The organism is Streptomyces sp. NPDC053541, assembly GCF_044544705.1.
Classification (GTDB): Bacteria; Actinomycetota; Actinomycetes; order Streptomycetales; family Streptomycetaceae; genus Streptomyces.
Genome location: NZ_JBITXM010000008.1, coordinates 230386 through 249489, shown reverse-complemented (window position 1 = coordinate 249489; position 19104 = coordinate 230386). Strand labels below are relative to the sequence as shown.

The 19104-nt window shown below is 74.6% G+C and carries 16 protein-coding genes; 4 read left to right on the top strand and 12 right to left on the bottom strand.

Features of this window, described 5'->3' with window-relative positions; translation table 11 throughout:
• The first annotated feature begins 100 nt into the window (after positions 1 to 100).
• Positions 101 to 1702, top strand: a complete 1602-nt coding sequence (locus tag ACIGW2_RS21790; protein ID WP_399845188.1) for an ABC-F family ATP-binding cassette domain-containing protein — start codon at positions 101 to 103, stop codon at positions 1700 to 1702.
• Here the strand turns inward: ACIGW2_RS21790 and ACIGW2_RS21785 are convergent.
• From ACIGW2_RS21785 to ACIGW2_RS21775, 3 genes are all read right to left on the bottom strand, one after another.
• Positions 1689 to 2885, bottom strand: a complete 1197-nt coding sequence (locus tag ACIGW2_RS21785) for a methyltransferase (RefSeq protein ID WP_391653839.1) — start codon at positions 2883 to 2885, stop codon at positions 1689 to 1691. The genes ACIGW2_RS21790 and ACIGW2_RS21785 overlap by 14 nt on opposite strands.
• A gap of 100 nt (positions 2886 to 2985) precedes the next feature.
• A complete protein-coding gene (locus tag ACIGW2_RS21780; protein ID WP_391653840.1) occupies positions 2986 to 3561 on the bottom strand; it encodes a histidine phosphatase family protein in 576 nt (191 codons plus the stop codon).
• Positions 3562 to 3678: 117 nt separating this feature from the next.
• Positions 3679 to 5133: a PLP-dependent aminotransferase family protein gene (locus tag ACIGW2_RS21775; RefSeq protein ID WP_391653841.1), complete on the bottom strand. Its 1455-nt coding sequence runs from the start codon at positions 5131 to 5133 to the stop codon at positions 3679 to 3681.
• Between ACIGW2_RS21775 and ACIGW2_RS21770 the strand changes: the two genes are divergently transcribed.
• The gene (locus tag ACIGW2_RS21770) at positions 5132 to 6112 is read left to right on the top strand and encodes a DMT family transporter (protein ID WP_391653842.1); all 981 of its coding nucleotides are present in this window, start codon (positions 5132 to 5134) and stop codon (positions 6110 to 6112) included. The two genes, ACIGW2_RS21775 and ACIGW2_RS21770, sit on opposite strands and share 2 nt — an antisense overlap.
• 72 nt (positions 6113 to 6184) lie before the next feature.
• Entirely contained in the window at positions 6185 to 6388 is a 204-nt protein-coding gene (locus tag ACIGW2_RS21765) for a DUF1918 domain-containing protein (protein ID WP_391653843.1), read from the top strand.
• A 27-nt stretch (positions 6389 to 6415) separates the two neighbouring features.
• On the opposite strand, the gene ACIGW2_RS21760 is transcribed toward ACIGW2_RS21765, so the two are convergent.
• Complete coding sequence (locus ACIGW2_RS21760; protein WP_391653844.1) at positions 6416 to 7627, bottom strand: glycoside hydrolase family 10 protein; 1212 nt, start codon at positions 7625 to 7627, stop codon at positions 6416 to 6418.
• Between the two features lie 203 nt (positions 7628 to 7830).
• Here ACIGW2_RS21760 and ACIGW2_RS21755 point away from each other — a divergent pair, with 203 nt between their 5' ends.
• Positions 7831 to 8691, top strand: coding sequence for a 3-hydroxybutyryl-CoA dehydrogenase (locus ACIGW2_RS21755; RefSeq protein WP_356069559.1), 861 nt, complete (start codon positions 7831 to 7833; stop codon positions 8689 to 8691).
• A gap of 90 nt (positions 8692 to 8781) precedes the next feature.
• Here ACIGW2_RS21755 and ACIGW2_RS21750 read toward each other — a convergent pair whose 3' ends face one another.
• From ACIGW2_RS21750 to rplT, 8 genes are all read right to left on the bottom strand, one after another.
• Entirely contained in the window at positions 8782 to 9312 is a 531-nt protein-coding gene (locus ACIGW2_RS21750) for an NUDIX hydrolase (RefSeq protein ID WP_391653845.1), read from the bottom strand.
• Between the two features lie 86 nt (positions 9313 to 9398).
• Complete coding sequence (locus ACIGW2_RS21745; protein ID WP_391653846.1) at positions 9399 to 10739, bottom strand: transcriptional regulator; 1341 nt, start codon at positions 10737 to 10739, stop codon at positions 9399 to 9401.
• Between the two features lie 274 nt (positions 10740 to 11013).
• Positions 11014 to 12051, bottom strand: a complete 1038-nt coding sequence (locus ACIGW2_RS21740; RefSeq protein WP_399845184.1) for a PP2C family protein-serine/threonine phosphatase — start codon at positions 12049 to 12051, stop codon at positions 11014 to 11016.
• 216 nt (positions 12052 to 12267) lie between these two features.
• A complete protein-coding gene (gene pheT / locus ACIGW2_RS21735) occupies positions 12268 to 14799 on the bottom strand; it encodes a phenylalanine--tRNA ligase subunit beta (protein ID WP_399845182.1) in 2532 nt (843 codons plus the stop codon).
• A complete protein-coding gene (gene pheS, locus ACIGW2_RS21730; protein ID WP_356069546.1) occupies positions 14799 to 15926 on the bottom strand; it encodes a phenylalanine--tRNA ligase subunit alpha in 1128 nt (375 codons plus the stop codon). The genes pheT and pheS overlap by 1 nt, the downstream gene beginning before the upstream one ends.
• A gap of 172 nt (positions 15927 to 16098) precedes the next feature.
• Positions 16099 to 17571, bottom strand: coding sequence for an ATP-binding protein (locus ACIGW2_RS21725; RefSeq protein ID WP_399845179.1), 1473 nt, complete (start codon positions 17569 to 17571; stop codon positions 16099 to 16101).
• A 126-nt stretch (positions 17572 to 17697) separates the two neighbouring features.
• A complete protein-coding gene (locus ACIGW2_RS21720) occupies positions 17698 to 18543 on the bottom strand; it encodes an RNA methyltransferase (RefSeq protein WP_361580100.1) in 846 nt (281 codons plus the stop codon).
• A gap of 116 nt (positions 18544 to 18659) precedes the next feature.
• On the bottom strand, positions 18660 to 19046 hold the full coding sequence (gene rplT / locus ACIGW2_RS21715) for a 50S ribosomal protein L20 (RefSeq protein ID WP_225799578.1): 387 nt from the start codon (positions 19044 to 19046) through the stop codon (positions 18660 to 18662).
• Between the last annotated feature and the right edge of the window lie 58 nt (positions 19047 to 19104).

Here is a 19104-nt window from a genome sequence, read left to right as displayed (position 1 = left end):
TCCCCTACCGTCGGGAGCATGTCTACGCCCCGAATTTCCTAGCCGAGGACCCGCTTCCACGCCACCCGTGTGTCCTCAAGCTTGTTCGGAGCGTCATCCCATGATCACCACCTGTGGTGTCGACGTGCGCGTCGGCGCCCGTCTCCTCCTGTCCGGAGTCTCCTTCCACATCGCGCCCGGCGACCGCGTCGGGCTCGTCGGGCGCAACGGCGCCGGCAAGACCACCCTGCTGCACACCCTGGCCGGGCTCCGCGCACCGGCCGCCGGCCACGTGCGGCGGACCGGGCCCGTGGCGCATCTCGCCCAGGACTCCCGGGCCGCCGACCCCGCCGTGAGCGTCAGCGACCGGATCCTGTCCGCGCGCGGCATGGACGTCGCCGTGCGGCGGCTGCGCGAGGCCGCCGACCGGCTGGCCGAGCGGGCCGACGAGCGGGCCATGGACGCGTACGCGCGCGCCGAGGCCGCGTTCGAGGCATGCGGCGGTTACGCCGCCGAGGCCGAGGCGGCGCGGGTCGCCGCCGGTCTCGGGCTGCCGGCCGACGCGCTGGCCCGGCCCGTCGGCACGCTGTCCGGCGGGCAGAAGCGGCGGGTCGAGCTGGCCCGGATCCTCTTCGCCGGGCACGGCCGCGAGGGCACCCTGCTGCTCGACGAGCCGACCAACCACCTCGACGCCGACTCGATCGGCTGGCTGCGCGCCCATCTCGCCACGCACCAGGGCGGACTGGTGCTGATCAGCCATGACCTCGACCTGATCGAGGCCACGGTGAACCGGGTGTTCCACCTCGATCCGCAACGCGCCACGATCGACGTCCACAACACCGGCTGGGCCGCGTACCTCGCCCAGCGGGCAGCCGACGAACGGCGCCGCACCCGCGAGCGGGCGAATGCCGAACGCAAGGCGGCGGCCCTGCACGCGCAGGCCGAGAAGATGAAGGCGCGGTCCTCGACCTCGGTCACCGCCCGCAGCATGGCCCGCCGGGCCGACCGGCTCCTGGACGGCCTGGAGACCGCACGGCGCACCGAACAGGTGGCGCGGATCCGGCTGCCGGAACCCGCGCCCTGCGGCCGTACGCCGCTCGGCGCGATCTCGCTCGCCAAGGGGTACGGGGACGGGCGCCGGGTCCTCGACGGAGTGGACCTGGCCGTGGACCGGGGCAGCCGCCTGGTCGTGCTCGGGCTCAACGGCGCGGGCAAGACCACGCTGCTGCGGCTGCTCGCCGGGCAGGAGCGGCCGGACGCGGGCCGGGTCGTGCACGGCCACGGGCTGCGCATCGGCTACTTCGCGCAGGAGCACGAGACCCTCGACCCGGACCGCACGGTCGGCGAGAACCTCGCCGCGGCGGCCCCGCACCTCACCGACGGCGAGGTGCGGCGGGTGCTGGGCGCCTTCCTGTTCCGCGGGGACGACGCCGACAAGCCGGCGGGGGTCCTCTCGGGCGGCGAGAAGACCCGGCTGGCGCTGGCCGGACTGGTCCACTCGGGCGCGAACGTGCTGCTGCTCGACGAGCCGACGAACAACCTCGACCCGGCCTCCCGCGACGAGGTGCTCGCCGCGGTCGGCACGTACCCGGGCGCGATCGTCATGGTGACCCACGACGAGGGCGCGATCGACGCCCTGCGTCCGGAGCGGGTGCTCCTCCTGCCCGACGCGGAGGAGGACCTGTGGAACGAGGGCTACCGGGAGCTGGTCAGCCTCGCCTGACGTCCCTCTTCACGGCCCTCAGCACCACGAACTTCGGGTCGCTCGCGACGAGTTCGGCGTTGCCGAAGATCCGGCGCAGGGTGACGTGGTAGCCGAGGTGCCGGTTGCCGACCACCCACAGCTCCCCGCCGGGCCGCAGGGCCCGGCGGGCGTCGGCGAACATCCGGCGGGCGGTGCGGTCGGTGGTGGCCTGGTGGCTGTGGAACGGCGGGTTGTTGAGCACCAGGTCCAGGGAGCCGGGGGCGGCGGCCGCGAGGCCGTCGCCCACCACGAACTCCGCCGTGCGGTCCGCGCCCGCGTGTGTGCGGAAGTTCTCCTCGGCGGAGGCCACGGCCTGGTACGACTCGTCGGTGAAGAGGAGTTCGGCCCCGGGCTCGGCGAGCGCGACGGCGAGGCCGACCACGCCGTTGCCGCAGCCCAGGTCGGCGACGCGGGCGGCGCCGAGGCCGGTGGGCAGGTGCTGGAGGAAGAAGCGGGTGCCGATGTCGAGGCGGTCGGCGCAGAACACGCCGGCCTGGTTGACGACGGTGCGGCCGGCGAGTCCGGCGGGCGCGTCGGCGGGCAGCGCGTAGCGGTACGGCCAGGGGTTGGCGTCGGCGCCGGTGCGGGACGCGCCCGGGGTGCCGGCCGCCGCGTCCGGCGCGGTGTGGATCAGCCGGGCCTTCTTCACGGCGAGCGAGGTCCGCGTGGTCCCCAGGATCCGCTCGAACAGCGCGAGCGTCGAGGTGTGGATCTCCTTCACCATCCCGGTGCCGACGATCACCGTGCCCTCGTGCACCGCCGGGGCCAGCCGGTGCAGCTGGTCCTCCAGGAGCGCGAGGCTCTTGGGGACGCGGACGAGCAGCACGTCGACCCGCTCGGGCGGCGGGTCCTGGGTGGTGAGCAGGGTGACCGCGTCCGGAGCGGCCCCGGAGCGGGCCAGGTTCTCGGCGGTGGCGCTCCGGCCGAGGTACGAGTCGCTGATCTGCACCAGCCGGGCGGGCCCGGCGGCGGCGAGCGCGGTGGCCAGCGCCCCCCACCGGTCGCCGAGGACGGCGACGGTGCCGGACAGGTCGGTGCCGGTCTCGGCGAGGTGGTTCAGGAGGTACTCGTCGGCCGCGTCCCAGGCCCGCAGCGGGTCGCGCGGGTCGGCGGGGAAACGGGTGAGCGGGAAGGTGCCCCAGGACGTGGTCAAACGGTTCATCGTGCCACCAGGCTAGCCGGTCGCTCCCGCCCTTCCGGCCGCTCACCCGGTCGCCCCCCCGCCTGCTCGACCCCCGCCCACTCGGCCCCGCCCCCGCCCGCTACGCCACGGTGGCCGCCAGCTCCAGGTGCCAGGCGCCGGGCCGTCCGGTGAGGGTGACCGTGGACAGCGGGCGGACGTCGACGCTCCAGTACGTCGCGGGCGGAGCCTTCAGCGCGTAGACGAGGGCGGCCCGGACGACCGCGGGTTCGGCGACGGCGACGATCTCGCCGTCGTCGGCCGGGCGGGTGTCGAGCCAGCCGCCGACCCGGGTGATGAAGGACAGCAGGCTCTCGCCGCCGTGCGGGGCGGTGCGCGGATCGGCGAGCCACAGGTCGACGGCGGCGGGTTCGAGGGCGGCGACCTCGGCGAGGGTGAGTCCGCGCCAGCGGCCCATGTCGCAGTCGCGCAGGGCCGGCTGGGCGAGCGGGGCGTAGCCGAGGGCGGTGCCGGTGGCCCGGCTGCGGGCCGTCGGGGAGCAGTAGCGCAGCTCGGCCGCGCCGAGCGGGACCAGCCGGGGCGCGGCGAGCCGCACCTCGTACCAGCCGGCCTCGTCCAGCGGCCGGTCGTCGTCGAAGCGCTCGGCGAGCAGCGAGGAGCTGCGCGCCGCCGCGACGAGCGTGACCCGAAGACCCATGGCCGCGATCGTGAGGCCGTCGCCCGCGCGGGTCAAGGGGTGTGCCGCCCCGGTTACGGGCCGGTACGGGCGCCCGGCCCCGGTCCGTAACCGGGCGACACGGACGCCCTCCCCCGCTCATGCCCCCGACAGGGCCTGCCCGTCGGCCTCGTCGACGGCGGTGCGCAGCCGGCGGACGCCCTCGGCGATCTCCGTGGGGCCCGCGACGCCCGCGAAGCTGAGGCGGATGTGGCCGGCGGGCGGTTCGGCGCTGAAGTAGGGGCGGCCGGGGGCGACCGCGACGCCGGCGCGCATCGCGGCGGGCAGCAGGGCGGTCTCGGGGAGGGTGTCCGGGAGGCGGAGCCAGAGGTGGTAGCCGCCGGACGGGACGTGCGGGAGGGCGAGTTCGGGCAGGTGCAGGGCGAGCGCGGCGGTCATGGTGTCCCGGCGGAGCTTCAACTCCTCGGAGACGGCGCGCAGATGCCGGTTCCAGGCCGGGGAGCCGACGAGTTCCAGGGCGGCCTCCTGGAGCGGGCGGGGGACGAAGAAGCTGTCGACGACCTGGATGGCGCGCAGGCGTTCGAGGACCGGTCCGCGGGCGGCGAGGGCGCCCACGCGGAGGCTGGCCGAGGTGACCTTGGTGAGCGAGCAGACGTGGACGACGACGCCGTCGGGGTCGTCGGCGGCGAGCGTGGGCGGCAGCGGTCCGGCGTCGGCGTGGACCAGGCGGCGGGCGAAGTCGTCCTCGACGACGAAGGCGCCGGCGGCCCGGGCGATGCGGACGACGGCGGTCCGGCGTTCGGCGGAGAGTGCCGCACCGGTGGGGTTCTGGAAGAGCGGCTGGCAGACCAGGACGCGGGCGCCGGTGGCGCGGAAGGCGGCTTCGAGGAGGTCGGGGCGGATGCCGTCGGCGTCGGTGGGCACCGGGACCGGGCGCAGTCCGGCGGCCCGGGCGGCGGCCAGCATGCCGGGGTAGGTGGGCGACTCGACGAGCACCGGGGTGCCGGGCGCGGCAAGGGCGCGCAGCGCGGTGGTGAGGGCGGACTGGCCGCCCGCGGTGACGAGGACCTCGGCGGCGGTGACGCCGCCGCCGATCTCGCGGGCGAACCAGGCGCGCAGTTCGGGCAGTCCGTCGGTGGGCGGGCGGCCCCAGGCGCCGGGGCGGCGGCCCGCCCGGGCGAGGGCGCCGGCCAGGGCCCGCTCGGGCTGGAGGGAGGGGTGGAGGTATCCGCCGTTGAACTCGACGACTCCGGGCGGGGGCGCGGCGAGGGTGACGAGGACGCCGGAGGCGTCGACGGCGCGGGGCACGAGGTCGGTGGCGCCGTCGGCGCTGAGCGCGAGTTCCTGCCAGGAGGTGTCACCGGCCGCGGGGGTGGCGGGGCGGGCCTCGGCCCGGTAGGCGCCCGCGCCGGGGCGGGTGACGACGAGGCCCTCGGCGGCGAGCTGGGCGAGGGCGCGGGTGACGGTGACCGGGGAGACGCGGTAGCGCTCGACGAGGGCGCGACTCGACGGCAGCTTCTCTCCGGGTGAGTAGCGGTTCAGCTCCGCTTTCAAAGATCCCGCCAGTTCGGCAACACTGCTACGCTCTTGCATGAGAGCACAGAATAGCGCTACTGGATCGAGCACGATAGCGGTCACCGCTACCCGACCGGCCGTCGACACCGCTCCGGTCGCCGCCGCCACGCCGGCCGGCGTGGCGGCGACTACGGCCCCCGGCACCCGTGGCGGCACCCTGCTCGCCGCGCTCGGGGTGCTCGCCTTCTCGCTGACCTTCCCGTCCACCGCGTGGGGCCTGGAGAGCTTCGGCCCGTGGTCGCTCGTCGCCGTCCGCTCGGTGCTCGCCGCCGTCATCGCCGGCGCCTTCCTGCTGGCCGGCCGGGTGCCGCTGCCGGACCGGCGCCACTGGGCCGGGCTCGCGGTCGTCGCGGGCGGGGTCGTCGTCGGCTTCCCGCTGCTGACCACGCTGGCCCTGCAGACCTCGACCACCTCGCACGCCGCCGTCGTGGTGGGCCTGCTGCCGCTCACCACCGCGACCCTCGCCGCGATCCGCACCGGCCGCCGCCCGTCCCGTACCTTCTGGATCGCGGCCGTCTCCGGCGCCGTCGTCGTGCTGGCCTTCACCGTGCAGCAGAGCGGCGGCGCGCTGTCCACGGGCGACCTCTACCTCTTCGGCGCGCTCCTGGTGTGCGCGGCCGGCTACACCGAGGGCGGGCGCCTCGCCGGGCTGATGCCCGGTTGGCAGGTGATCGGCTGGGCGCTGGTGCTGTGCCTGCCGCTGATGGCGGCCGGCGCGGCCGTGGCCCTCGCCCACGAGCCGGTGCGCCTGACCGCGCACGGCGTCGCCGGCCTGCTCTGGGTGGCGGCCGGCTCGACCTTCTTCGGCCTCTACGTCTGGTACCGCGGCATGGCCCGGATCGGCATCCCGCGGGCCAGCCAGCTCCAGCTCGCCCAGCCGCTGCTCACCCTGTTCTGGTCGGTGACCGTGCTCGGCGAGGACCTGGCCCCGGCCGCTCCGGTCGCGGCCGTCGCGGTCCTGGTCTGCATCGCGGTGACCCAGCGGGCGAAGAGCTGAGCCGGGGGCCACAATGGCAGACACAGGCTCCGTGTACGGGGCAGGCCCAGCCGCGAACGCCAGGAGGATCCGATGCGTGCGTCCAAGGGCGACAAGCTGGTCGTGCACGGCCGTACGGTCGGGCAGCACGAGCGCACGGCCGAGGTCGTGCAGGTCATGGGCGAGAACGGCAACCCCCCGTTCCGCGTGAAGTTCGACGACGACGGCCACGAGGCCGTGATGTCGCCGGGCCCCGACACCACCGTCCGCCACCGTCCGGAGACCGGGGGCCAGTAGCCCCCGGGCCGGGCCCGGGGCGCGGATTCAGCCGGACGCCTCCAGGGCGGCGGTGAGCGCGCCCAGCGGGTCCTTCGCGACCTCGCGGGCCGCGAAGTAGCAGTGCCCGCCGACGCCCGGGTGGCGGCGGGCCAGCTCCACGTGCCGGGCCAGCTCGCGCGGGTCCCGCCAGGCCGCGGGCTGGGCCGGGTCGCCGACCTTGTAGAGCGCCTCCCCAAGGTACAGCCGCACGCCGGTGCCGCGCACGGTCGCGTCCCACCAGCGCACCAGCTCGGCGTAGTCGGCGGACGGGAAGCCGATGTTCCAGTAGAGCTGCGGCAGCACGTAGTCGATCCAGCCCTCGCGGACCCAGCGCCGGGTGTCCGCGTACAGGTCGTCGTAGGTCTGCACGCCGGAGCCGGTGGCGGAGCCCGCCGGGTCGGTGGAGGCGTTGCGCCAGATCCCGAAGGGGCTGATGCCGAAGGCCACGCCGGGCCGGACGCGCCGGAGGCGGGCCGCCGTCTCGGAGACGAGCAGGTCGGTGTTGTGCCGCCGCCATTCCGCCCGGTCGGCGAAGCCCGCCCCGTACCGCGCGAAGGCGGCGTCGTCGTCGATGACCTGCCCGGCCACCGGATACGGGTAGAAGTAGTCGTCCCAGTGCAGGGCGTCGACCTCGTAGCGGAGCACGGCGTCGAGCATCGCGTCCTGGACGTGCCGCCGGACCTCGGGCAGGCCCGGGTTGTAGAGCAGCCGTCCGTCGTGGACCAGCGCCCACTCGGGGTGCCGGCGCACCGGATGGCCGGGGGCGAGCCGCCCGGGGTCGGCGTGGCCGGCCACCCGGTACGGATTGCACCAGGCGTGCAGCTCCAGGCCGCGGGCGTGCGCCTCGGTCACGGCCGTGCCCAGCGGGTCCCAGCCCGGGTCCCGGCCCTGGACGCCGGTGAGGCACTGCGCCCAGGGCTCGTACGGCGAGGGCCACAGGGCGTCGGCGGAGGGCCGGATCTGGAACAGGACGGCGGTCATCCGGCGCCGGACCGCGAGGTCGAGCAGGGCGATCAGCTCGGCGCGCTGCTCGGCGGCGGTCAGGCCGGGGCGGGACGGGTAGTCGCGGTTGGTGACGGTGGCGATCCACATGCCCCGGAACTCTCCGTCGGCCCGTGGCCGCGCTCCGTGCTCGTCCACGGCGGTGGCGGTCGCGTCCGCGGCGGCGGCCGTCGAGCCGGCCGGGAGGCCGAGCGCGGTCAGGGCCGCACCCGCCATGAACCCTCTTCTACCGATCGGTAGCATTTTGTCACCCCTCGCTATCGGATACGTCACAGCCCATCGGACAGCATGCCCACCCCGGAACGATCGATCATCGGGCGTGTCGGGAGTAACGTCGTGGGGTCGAGGCGGACGCGCACCGGAATCACACGGGCTCCCCGCCGCCAGCAGAGAGCGAAAGGCACGAGGTGACGGACTCCATGGCCGACATTGAGCGCGTCGGAGTGGTGGGCTGCGGCCAGATGGGCGCGGGCATCGCGGAGGTGTGTGCCCGCAGCGGTCTCGAGGTGAAGGTCGCCGAGACCACCGGCGAGGCGCTGGAGATCGGCCGCACGCGGCTCTACAACTCGCTCGCGAAGGCCGCCGAACGCGGCAAGATCAGCGAGGAGGAGCGCGACGCGACGCTCGCGCGGCTCAGCTTCACGACCGATCTGGGCGAGTTCGCCGACCGCGACCTCGTCATCGAGGCGGTCGTCGAGAACGAGCAGGTCAAGACCGAGATCTTCCAGGTCCTCGACCAGGTGGTCACCCGGCCCGACGCCATCCTGGCCTCCAACACCTCCTCGATCCCGCTGGTGAAGCTGGCGGTGGCGACCTCGCGCCCCGACCACGTCATCGGCATCCACTTCTTCAACCCGGCGCCGGTGCAGAAGCTGGTCGAGCTCATCCCCGCCCTCACCACCTCCGAGGGCACGATCAGCCGGGCGCAGCTGTTCGCCGAGAAGACCCTCGGCAAGCACGCGATCCGCGCGCAGGACCGCTCCGGCTTCGTGGTGAACGCGCTGCTCGTGCCGTACCTGCTCTCCGCGATCCGGATGTTCGAGTCGGGCATCGCGAGCCGCGAGGACATCGACAACGGCATGGAGTTCGGCTGCGCCCACCCGATGGGCCCGCTGAAGCTGTCGGACCTGATCGGCCTGGACACGATCGCCTCGATCGCGGACTCCATGTACGCCGAGTACAAGGAGCCGCTGTACGCCGCTCCCCCGCTGCTCCAGCGCATGGTGGACGCGGGCCGCCTGGGCCGCAAGACCGGCTCGGGCTTCTATCCGTACTCCTGAGACCCCGGGAGTGCTCTGCCGGACGGCTCGTACACCGCACAGGTACGGGCCGTCCGGCGTTTTCGGGCCGTCCGGCGGGTGCGCGCGGGCTCAGCCCAGCCGCAGGTGGTGCAGCATCAGCAGTCCGGCGGCCATGTTGGCGGCCGGGACCTCGCCGCGGGCGATCAGGTCGGGCACGAGCTTGAGCGGCACCCATTCCAGGCGCGAGGACTCGAAGGCGTCCCGCGGCGGGCCGGTCCAGGTGGCCTCCTCGCTCCAGTAGAGGTGGTGGCGGGCGTCGGAGAGGCCGTTGGAGGGCTCGACGGTGAGCAGCGGGCGCAGCGGGCCGGGGCGCCAGCCGGTCTCCTCCTCCATCTCGCGGGCGGCGGCCGAGGCGAGGTCCTCGCCGTCCTCGACGACGCCGGCGGCGAGCTCCCAGCCCCAGCTGTCGGTGATGAAGCGGTGGCGCCAGAGCAGCAGGACCTCGTCGGCGGCGTTCACTGCGGTCGCGGCGGCGACCGGGCGCAGCCGGATCAGATAGTGGTCGAGGCGGCGGCCGTCGGGGAGTTCGACGTCCGCGAGGTTGACCCGGAACCAGCGGTTCTCATAGACGGGCTGTTCGCTAAGTTTCGTCCACTGCACGCTTTTGCCACCTTCCGACAGTCTTTGACAGGTCGGTGATTACTTGGTGGCAATATCGCAGCTGCGACCCGGTCGCAAGGACACGCTCACAGAGGCACGCGCAGCGCACCGCCGACCACGTCCGCCGCCCGGCGCGCCTCCGCGCCCCCGCCGGCGAGCAGCTGCTCGTGCACCAGCCGCAGCCGGTCCCGCAGCCGCCGGGACTCCATCCCGCGGGCCCGCTCGGTCATCTCCACGGCCGTGTCCGCCGCCCGGTCCTGCTCGCCCTGCCGCAGCTCGACCTGGCACAGCATCGCGAGCCGGTGCACCCGCCCCCGGTCGTGCGCCGGGGTGCCGACGGCGGCGGCCGCGTGCTCGTGGGCCGCCGCCACCTCGCCCAGGCTCAGCAGGGCCTCCGCGACCTGCACGTTCACCAGACCCGGCTGCACATAGCCGGTCTCCGCCGGCTCGCGACCCGGGCTGATCCGCTCCGCCTCCGCCTCGGCCCGCCGGATCAGGGCGAGCGCCGCCGCGCCGTCGCCGAGGTGCGCGTACGCCTTCGCCTGCATCGCCGTCAGATCGGCGGCGAGCGCCGGGGTGATCTCGGCGTGCGCCGAACGCAGCGCCGCCTCCGCGAAGGCCACGGCCTGCCGGTACTCCCCCATGAACAGCGCCTGGTTGACCAGCAGCGCCACCACATAGGCGCCGAGTCCGCGGTCACCGCTGGCCTTGGCGAGCCGCAGCGCCTGGTGGAAGTAGCGCTGGGCCAGGCCCTGGGCGTCGGAGTCGTAGGCGCAGATCCCGGCCACCGCGACGAGGCCGCCGGCCGCCCGGTGCAGCCGCCGGCCGAGGGCGTCCCCGTAGCCGCCGCGCAGCAGCGGCGCGGTCTCGGTGGTGAGGAAGCCGACGATCCGGGCGCGCGTGGCCAGACCGCCGGCCCTGCGGTACATCTGCTCGTAGTGCGCGCGGGCCGCCGTCAGCATCGACACGTCGGCGGCCGAGACCCGGGCGCGGCCGGGCCGGGAGACATCGGCGTCCTCCGGCGGGTTCTCCCACTCCCAGACCGGCATCACGGCCGGGTTGCCGGTCACCGCGGGGGCGTCGAGGACGTGCGGGCGGCGCTGCTCGTCGGAGCGCCAGAGCGCGGTGGCCCGTTCGACGAAGCCGGCCAACGGCGTGCCGGGCGCGGGCAGCGGCCCGCCCGGCACGCCGAGCCCGATGTCGTCGAGGCCGACGGCCCGGTGCAGCCGCGCCGTGAGCACCTCGCAGATCAGGTCGGGCACCTGCCCGCGCGGCCGCTGGCCCTTCAACCAGCGGGCGACCGCGGTGTGTTCGTAGCGCAGGGCGAGCCCGCGGGCCCGGCCCGCCTGGTTCACCCGGGCGGCGAGGCCGGCGTGCGAGATGCCCGCTTCGGCGAGCATCGCGTCGAGGAGGGTGTTGGGGTGCATGGACCGCTCCGGTGACCGCTGAATCGGTGCGTTCAGGTTAGTGAAGGGAGGTTTCGCACGGGGTGTGAATTCCGTACTCGTTCCTCCCTTCCGCGCACCCTGTCGAAGTCGCCCCGGTACGGGTTGACTTGGCTTTCTCGCCGAAGGGCGAGGACCGGGCCGCCGGCTCCCCCTCGTACAGTGCGGTCGCCCGGTCCGCGCGCCGCCCGCGCTGCTGATCTGCCCGACACTCCGTGGCAGCGCGGGCGGCGCCGGCCACCTGTCCCTGTCACCTCTATCGAGGGGAGGGCGCTGGCCGGGTACGGCGCAGCCCGGGTTCGGCGGGCTGCGCCGGTACCCGCACCCGATCGCTGCGGACGACGAGCAGGGCCGCGTCGTCGGCGAGCCGGCCGCCCGTGTGCCGCAGCAGGGCGGTGTGCACCTGGCGTACGAGCTCCGCCGGCGCCTCCCGGGCCGCGCCGGCGAGGACCGCGGGCAGCGGGAAGAAGCGGCCGCGGTGGTCCCGGGCCTCCTCGGCGCCGTCGGTGTGCAGCACCAGGGTCTCGCCGGGCAGCAGGCGTCCGGCGCTGTACGGCGCGAGCTCGGCGGGCAGCGGGAAGGCGCCGAGCGGGGGCAGCGGTTCGCCGACCGGCACGGTTTCGACGCGCCGGCCGCCGATCCGGTACGGACCCGGGTGCCCGCAGTCCAGGACCCGGATCTCTCCGTCGGGCCGGATCTCCAGGAGCAGCAGGGTGACGAACTCCTCGGCCACCGGGTGCCCCTCGGGCGCCCGCTCGCACAGGTGCCGGCCGAGCGCCCGCTCCAGCCTGCGGAGCACGCCCACGAGTTCGGCCTCGTCGTGGGCGGCCTCCCGGAAGCTGCCGAGCAGCGCGGCCACGGTGCCGAGCGCGGCGAGCCCGTGCCCGCGCACGTCCCCGATGACGATCCGCACCCCGTTCGGCGTGGCCGCCGCCTCGTACAGGTCTCCGCCGACCACCGCGCCCCGCGCGGCCGACAGCTGCCCGGCGGCGACGGCGAGCCCGTCGATCCGGGGCGGCGGCGGGCGCAGCAGCACCTGCTGGGCGGCCTCGGCCACGGCCCGCACCCGGGCCAGCTCGCGCAACAGCCCGCACCGCACCCCGAGCACGAGCCCGATCCCGACGGTGAGGAAGACGACGCTGCCGGCCACCCGCATCGGCAGCCCGGGCTCCCGGGCCAGCGGACACCACACCCTCCAGGCGGCGGCCACCACGCCCCACCCGACCGGAGCCGCCAGCGGACCGATCCGCCGCAGCCGGGAGCCTTCGGCAACCACTGCCCTGTCACGGAACATCCACGGCCCTTCCCGAGGCCCGCCAGCGCCCGAAGACCCTGCGGCACACAGGCCCGCCCCTGTGCCCGCGTCGATTCTCGCGAGCACCCCCGGACCGGGGACACCCTGACCGGGAGATCTCACCCGAAGGAGTGAGTGACCCCGCGGATACGCGAGGGGCCCCGCCCCGGGCCGGACGGCCCGGGGCGGGGCCCCTCGTCAGATGCCGCCGAACGGTCAGGCGCCGCGCAGGACCGCGCCCGTGTGTTCCGCGGCCAGGGCGACCGCGGCGTCGCGGGCGGCCGTGGCCTCCTCGACCGTCAGGGTGCGGTCGGGGGCGCGGAAGCGGAGGGCGTAGGCCAGGGACTTCTTGCCCTCGCCGACCTGGTCGCCGGTGTAGACGTCGAACAGGCGGATCGACTCCAGGAGTTCGCCCGCGCCGCCGGTCAGGTAGTACTCCACCACCGCGGCCGGCACGTCCTGGTCGACGACCAGGGCGACGTCCTGGGTGGCGACCGGGAACGAGGAGATGCGCGGGGCCTTCACCGGGCCCTCGCTCGCGCGCTCCAGGACGTCCAGGTCCAGCTCCATCGCGCAGGTGCGGGCCGGCAGGCCGAGGGCCTTGACCACGCGCGGGTGGAGCTCGCCGCCGTGGCCGGCCAGGGTCAGCTCGCCGTCGACCACGACCTGGAAGGAGGCGCAGCGGCCCGGGTGCCACGGAGCGTGCTGGTCGGCGTCGACCACCAGCTCCACGCCGGCCTCGGCGGCCACGATGCGCGCGGCCTGGATCGCGTCGGCCCAGTCGGCCGGGCGGCCCTTGCCCCACCAGCCGGCCTGCTCGCGCGCGCCGGCCAGGACGACCGCGACGCGGCGCGGCTGCTCGGGCAGCGCGGCGTTGACGCGGGCGATCTCCTCGTCGGTCGGACGGCCGTCCACGCCGAGGCGGACGGCCACGGCCGGCTGGTCCTCGGTGGGACGGAAGACCAGGCCCGTCTCGAAGAGCGCCAGGTCGTGGCTGCCGCGCCCGTCGTTGCGGCGCAGCGCGCCGAGCAGGCCCGGCAGCAGCGTCGTACGGAGCGCGGGCTCCTCGTCGGACAGCGGGTTGACCAGCTTGACCACCCGGCGGCGGGCGTCGTCGGCGTCCAGGCCGAACTGGTCGAAGACCTGCTCGCCGACGAACGGGTAGTTCAGCGCCTCGACGTAGCCCGCGCCGGCGAGCGCGCGGCCCACCCGGCGGTGGACGCGCTGGCGCTCGGTGAGGCCGCGGCCGGCCGGGGGCTTGGGCAGCGTGGAGGGCAGGTTCTCGTAACCCTCCAGGCGGATGACCTCCTCGGCGAGGTCGTTCGGCACGTAGAGGTCGGGGCGCCACGACGGGACCGTGACGACGAGCTCGTCCTGGCCGTAGACGTCGCAGCCGATCTCCTGGAGGCGGCGGACCACGGTCTCGCGGCCGTAGGCCACGCCCGCGACCCGGTCGGGGTGGTTCGCCGGCATGGTGATCGTGTGCGGCGCGGACGGGGCGACGACCTCGGTGACGCCGGTCTCGGCGGTGCCGCCGGCCAGCAGCACGAGCAGGTCGACCGTGCGCTGCGCGGCCGCGGCGGCGGCCTGCGGGTCGACGCCGCGCTCGAAGCGCTTGGACGCCTCGGAGGACAGCTTGTGGCGGCGGGCCGTGCGGGCGATCGAGATCGGGTCGAAGTGCGCGGCCTCGATCACGACCTCGGTGGTGCCGGCGACGGCGCCGGTCTCGGGGTCGACGGCCGGGTCGGCGATCTCGGTGTTGGCGCCGCCCATGACGCCGGCGAGGCCGATCGGCCCGCTGTTGTCGGTGATGACGAGGTCCCCGGAGTCGAGGACGCGGGCGGTGCCGTCGAGCGTCGTGAACTTCTCGCCGGCCGCGGCCCGGCGGACCCCGATGGGGCCGTCGACGCGGCTGCGGTCGTAGGCGTGCAGCGGCTGGCCCAGCTCGATCATCACGTAGTTGGTGACGTCCACGGCGAGCGAGATCGGGCGCATGCCGGCCTTCTGGAGGCGGCGCTGCATCCAGATCGGCGAGCGGGCCTCCGGGTCCAGGCCGGTGACGGTGCGCGCGACGAAGCGGTCGCAGCCGATCGGGTCGGCGATCTGGACCGGGTAGCCGTACGCGTTGGGCGCGGGCACGTCGAGCAGCGCCGGGTCGCGCAGCGGCAGGCCGTAGGCGATGGCGGTCTCGCGGGCGACACCGCGCATGGAGAGGCAGTAGCCGCGGTCCGGGGTGACGGCGATGTCGAGGACCTCGTCGTACAGCTCCAGGAGGGCCGTGGCGTCGGTGCCGACCTCGTGCTCCGGCGGCAGCACGATGATGCCGTGCGAGCCGTCGTCGCCCATGCCGAGCTCGTCGCCCGAGCAGATCATGCCGCGCGAGACCCTGCCGTAGGTCTTGCGCTCGGCGATCCGGAAGTCACCGGGGAGCACGGCGCCGGGCAGGGCCACGACGACCTTGTCGCCCTCGGCGAAGTTCCGGGCGCCGCAGATGATCTCCTGCGGCTCGCCGGTGCCGTTGGCCTGACCGACGTCGACGGTGCAGAAGCGGATCGGCTTCTTGAACTCGGTCAGTTCCTCGATGGTCAGGACCTTGCCGACCACCAGCGGGCCGGTGAGGCCGGCGCCGAGCTGCTCGACGGTCTCGACCTCGAGGCCGGCCGAAATGAGCTTGGCCTGTACGTCACGGCCGGTCGCCGTCGCCGGCAGGTCGACGTACTCCCGCAGCCAGGAAAGCGGGACCCGCATCAGATCTCCATCCCGAAGGGCCGGGTGAACCGGACGTCACCCTCGACCATGTCTCGCATGTCTTCGACGTTGTGGCGGAACATCAGCATCCGCTCGATGCCGAACCCGAAGGCGAATCCGCTGTACTTCTCGGGGTCCACACCGGTGGCGGTCAGCACCTTCGGGTTGACCATGCCGCAGCCGCCGAGCTCGATCCAGCCCTCGCTGCCGCAGGTGCGGCAGGGGCGGTCGGGGTTGCCGACGGACTCGCCGCGGCAGACGTAGCAGAGCATGTCCATCTCGGCGGACGGCTCGGTGAAGGGGAAGAAGTTCGGGCGGAGCCGGGTCTTCATGTCGGGTCCGAAGAGCGCCTGGACCATGTGGTCCAGGGTGCCCTTGAGGTCGGCCATCGTCAGGCCCTCGTCGACGGCCAGCAGCTCGATCTGGTGGAAGACCGGGGTGTGGGTCGCGTCGAGCTCGTCGGTGCGGTAGACGCGGCCGGGGCACACCACGTAGACCGGGGGCTGCCGGTCGATGAGGGTGCGGGCCTGCACCGGCGAGGTGTGGGTGCGCAGCACGACGCCCGACTCGTCGCCGGAGGTGCCCTCGGGGCCCTGGACGAAGAAGGTGTCCTGCATCTGGCGCGCCGGGTGGTCCGGCACGAAGTTCAGCGCGTCGAAGTTGAACCACTCGGCCTCGACCTCGGGGCCCTCGGCGACCTCGTAGCCCATGGAGACGAAGACGTCGGTGACGCGCTCCATGAGGGTGGTCAGCGGGTGGCGGGCACCGGCCGGGACACGGTCGTACGGCAGGGTGACGTCGACGGCCTCCTCGACGAGGACGCGGGCGTCGCGCTCGGCCTCCAGCTCGGCCTGGCGGGCGGCCAGGGCCTTGGAGACGGCGCCGCGGGCCTGGCCCACGAGCTTGCCGGCGGCGGCCTTGGCCTGCGGGGGCAGGGCGCCGATCTCGCGGTTGGCGAGCGCGAGCGGCGAGGTGCCGCCCGTGTGCGCCGTCTTCGCGTGGGCGAGCGCGTCGAGGTCGCCTGCGGCGGCGAAGGCGGCGATCGCCTCGTCCCGCATGCGCTCGATCTCTTCCGGTTTCAAGGCCTCGACCTCGACCGGGTCGTACGACTTATTGGGTGCCGACATCTCTTCCCGTGCTTCCGTTGGCTTGGCTGGGCGGCCCCGAGCTCGACGTCAAGGGCGCAAACGTGCCAAAGGACGAGTCTAACGGGGCGCGGGGACGCGAATGAGCCCGTGGGCTGCTCCGGGCGGCTCCTCGTCTCCTGCGGTCTCGCCTGGTGAGACCGGGCGGAGACGCTCAGAGGAGGTGGGCCGGGGTGCCGACGGGCAGGATAAATCGGAACTCGGCCCCGCCACGGGGACCGCGTCCGACGGTGATCGTGCCGCCGTGGGCCTCGACGACGCCCTTGACGATGTAGAGGCCCAGACCGGTGCCGCCGCGCTTGCTGCCCCGCCAGAAGCGGGTGAAGACACGGCCCATCGACTCCTCGGGGATGCCGGGGCCCTCGTCGCTCACGGTGACCTCCGTCCCCTTCTCTCCGTCGCTGGTGGCCGTGGTGGGTGCCACCTCGATGGTGACGGTTCCCTCGCCGTGGCGCACCGCATTTTCGAGCAGGTTGCCGAGGATCTGGTCGATCTTGTCCGGGTCGGCCCACAGCTCGGGCAGTCCGGGCCGCACCCGCAGGAAGAAGCGGTCCGGGGACTGGCCGCCGGTGGTGTGCGCGTGGATGTGCCGGCCGACGGCGGCGGCGATGTCCACGGGCTGCCGGCGCACCTCCAGACGCCCGGAGTCGATCCGGGAGATGTCGAGCAGCTCGGCGATCAGGCGCTTGATGCGGCCCGCGTCGGCGTCGACGGTCTCCAGCATCAGGCGCTTCTGGTCGTCGGTGAAGCGTTCCCACTTGTCGAGGAGGGTGGCCGTGAAGCCCTTCACGGAGGTGAGCGGCGAGCGCAGCTCGTGCGCGACGGTCGCGATCAGCTCGGCGTGGCTGCGCTCGGTGCGCCGCCGGGCCTCGGTGCCGCGCAGCGAGACGACGACCCGGCGCACCGGACCGCCGGGGCGCGCCCGGACGTAGCGGGCGGAGACCAGGACCTCGCGCCCGCCGGGCAGCAGCAGGTTGCGCTCGGGCTGCCCGCGCCGGGTGGCCAGGCCCCCGTACGGGTCGGTCAGGGTCCACCAGCGGCTGCCCTTGAGGTCCTCCAGGGGCAGCGCCTCGTCGAGCGGCCGGCCGAGCGCGTCGGCGGGCGGCACGGCGGTGATGCGGCCGGCGGCGGCGTTGAAGCAGATGACCCGCCCGGTCTCGTCGGCGACGACGAGCCCGTCGGGCAGGTCGTCGGGGTCGAGACCGAGGCCGGCGTCGACCCCGGGGGCGACATCGGGATCGTGGTCGGGACCGGGACCGGCGGTGGGGTCGACGCGGGGGAAGACGCCGGGGACGACATGGGGATCGTGGTCGGGACCGGGATCGAGCCCGGGGGCGACGCCGGGGACGGCATCGGGATCGTGGTCGGGACCGGCCGCGGGGTCGGGGGCGGTCCCGGGGTGGTGTCCGGGTCCGGCGCCGGGGGTCGGCTCCGCGCCGGGGCGGGTGGAGCGGGGGTCCGTGGTCGCGGTGTCCGCCCGGCCGGTACGGGCCGGGGCGGCGGCGCTCGGCGCGCTACGCGGCTCGGGGACGGCCGGGGGCGCGGCCGGATCCGGCGCGGGCGGGGGTTCCGGCGCGTGCGGCGCGGCGCTCCGTGCCTGTGCGGGACTGCCCGTGCCGACCGTCATCCCCGTAACCCCACCCCTCCGTGTACCGCAGTGGGCCCCGAGAGCGTCACCCTACTAGGCGAAAGGCCGTCAGGTGCAGTGGTGGCACGGTGGAGTTGGGGCGCGCGCCCCCGCGTGCGGCCGGTATCAGCCGGTGGCGCGGGTGCGGGTGCGCTGGGCGCGCGCGGAGGCGTAGAGGCACACGGCGGCGGCCGTGGCGAGGTTGAGGCTCTCCGCCTTGCCGTGGATGGGGACGCGGACGACGGCGTCGGCGAGCGCCCGGGTCTCCTCGGGCAGGCCCCAGGCCTCGTTGCCGAAGACCCAGGCGGTGGGGCCGCCCATGGTGCCGGCGTCGAGCTCGTCGTCGAGGTCGTCCTGGCCGGCCCCGTCGGCGGCCAGGATCCGCACGCCCGCTTCCTTGAGCCCGGCGACGGCCTGCTCGACCGGGACGCCGACGGCGACCGGCAGGTGGAAGAGGGAGCCGACGGAGGCGCGCACGGACTTCGGGTTGTAGAGGTCCACGGACGCGTCGGTGAGGATCACCGCGTCGGCGCCGGCGGCGTCGGCGCAGCGCAGCACGGTGCCGGCGTTCCCGGGGTCGCGGACGTGCGCGAGGACGGCGACCAGCTTGGGCCGGGCGGCGAGGATCTCCTCGAAGGGCGAGTCGAGGAAGCGGCAGACGCCGACGAGACCCTGCGGGGTGACGGTCTGGGAGACCTCGGCGAGGACGGCGTCGGAGGCGAAGTGGACGCGGGCGCCGGCGGCGCGGGCGGCGTCGACGATGGACGCGTAGCGCTCGGCGGCCTCGACGGTGGTGAAGAGCTCGACGAGGGTGGGCTCCCCGCCCGCCCCGCGGTGCTCGACGGCCTCGCGGACGGCCTGCGGGCCCTCGGCGATGAAGAGGCGGTCCTTGCCCCGGAAATTGCGCTTGGCGAGCCTCCGGGCGGCGACGACGCGCGGCGAACGCGGGGAGATCAGCTCGGGGGTGGACATGTGCCTGCGGCTCTCTGACTCGTCGGACGGAAGCAAGGGGTGCGGGGGCGGTCAACGCGCCGGACCCGCAGGCGCGGGGCCTGCGGGTCCGGGCAGAAGTACTGCGGCCTGGAAGATCAGGCGGCGGCCTTCGGGGCGTTGACGTCGGCCGGGAGGGCCTTCTGCGCGACCTCGACGAGGGCGGCGAACGCGTTGGAGTCGTTCACGGCGAGCTCGGCCAGGATCTTGCGGTCCACCTCGATGTTGGCGGCCTTGAGGCCCTGGATGAGGCGGTTGTACGTCATGCCGTTCAGGCGGGCAGCGGCGTTGATGCGCTGGATCCACAGCTGACGGAAGTCGCCCTTGCGCTTCTTGCGGTCGTTGTAGTTGTAGACCAGCGAGTGGGTGACCTGCTCCTTGGCCTTGCGGTACAGGCGCGAACGCTGACCGCGGTAGCCGGAGGCCTGCTCGAGGATCGCCCGGCGCTTCTTGTGGGCGTTGACTGCCCGCTTGACGCGTGCCACTTCTTAACTCCTTGTAGCGGGGCCGTGGTGTGTTCACACGACCCGGAAATCGGATGGG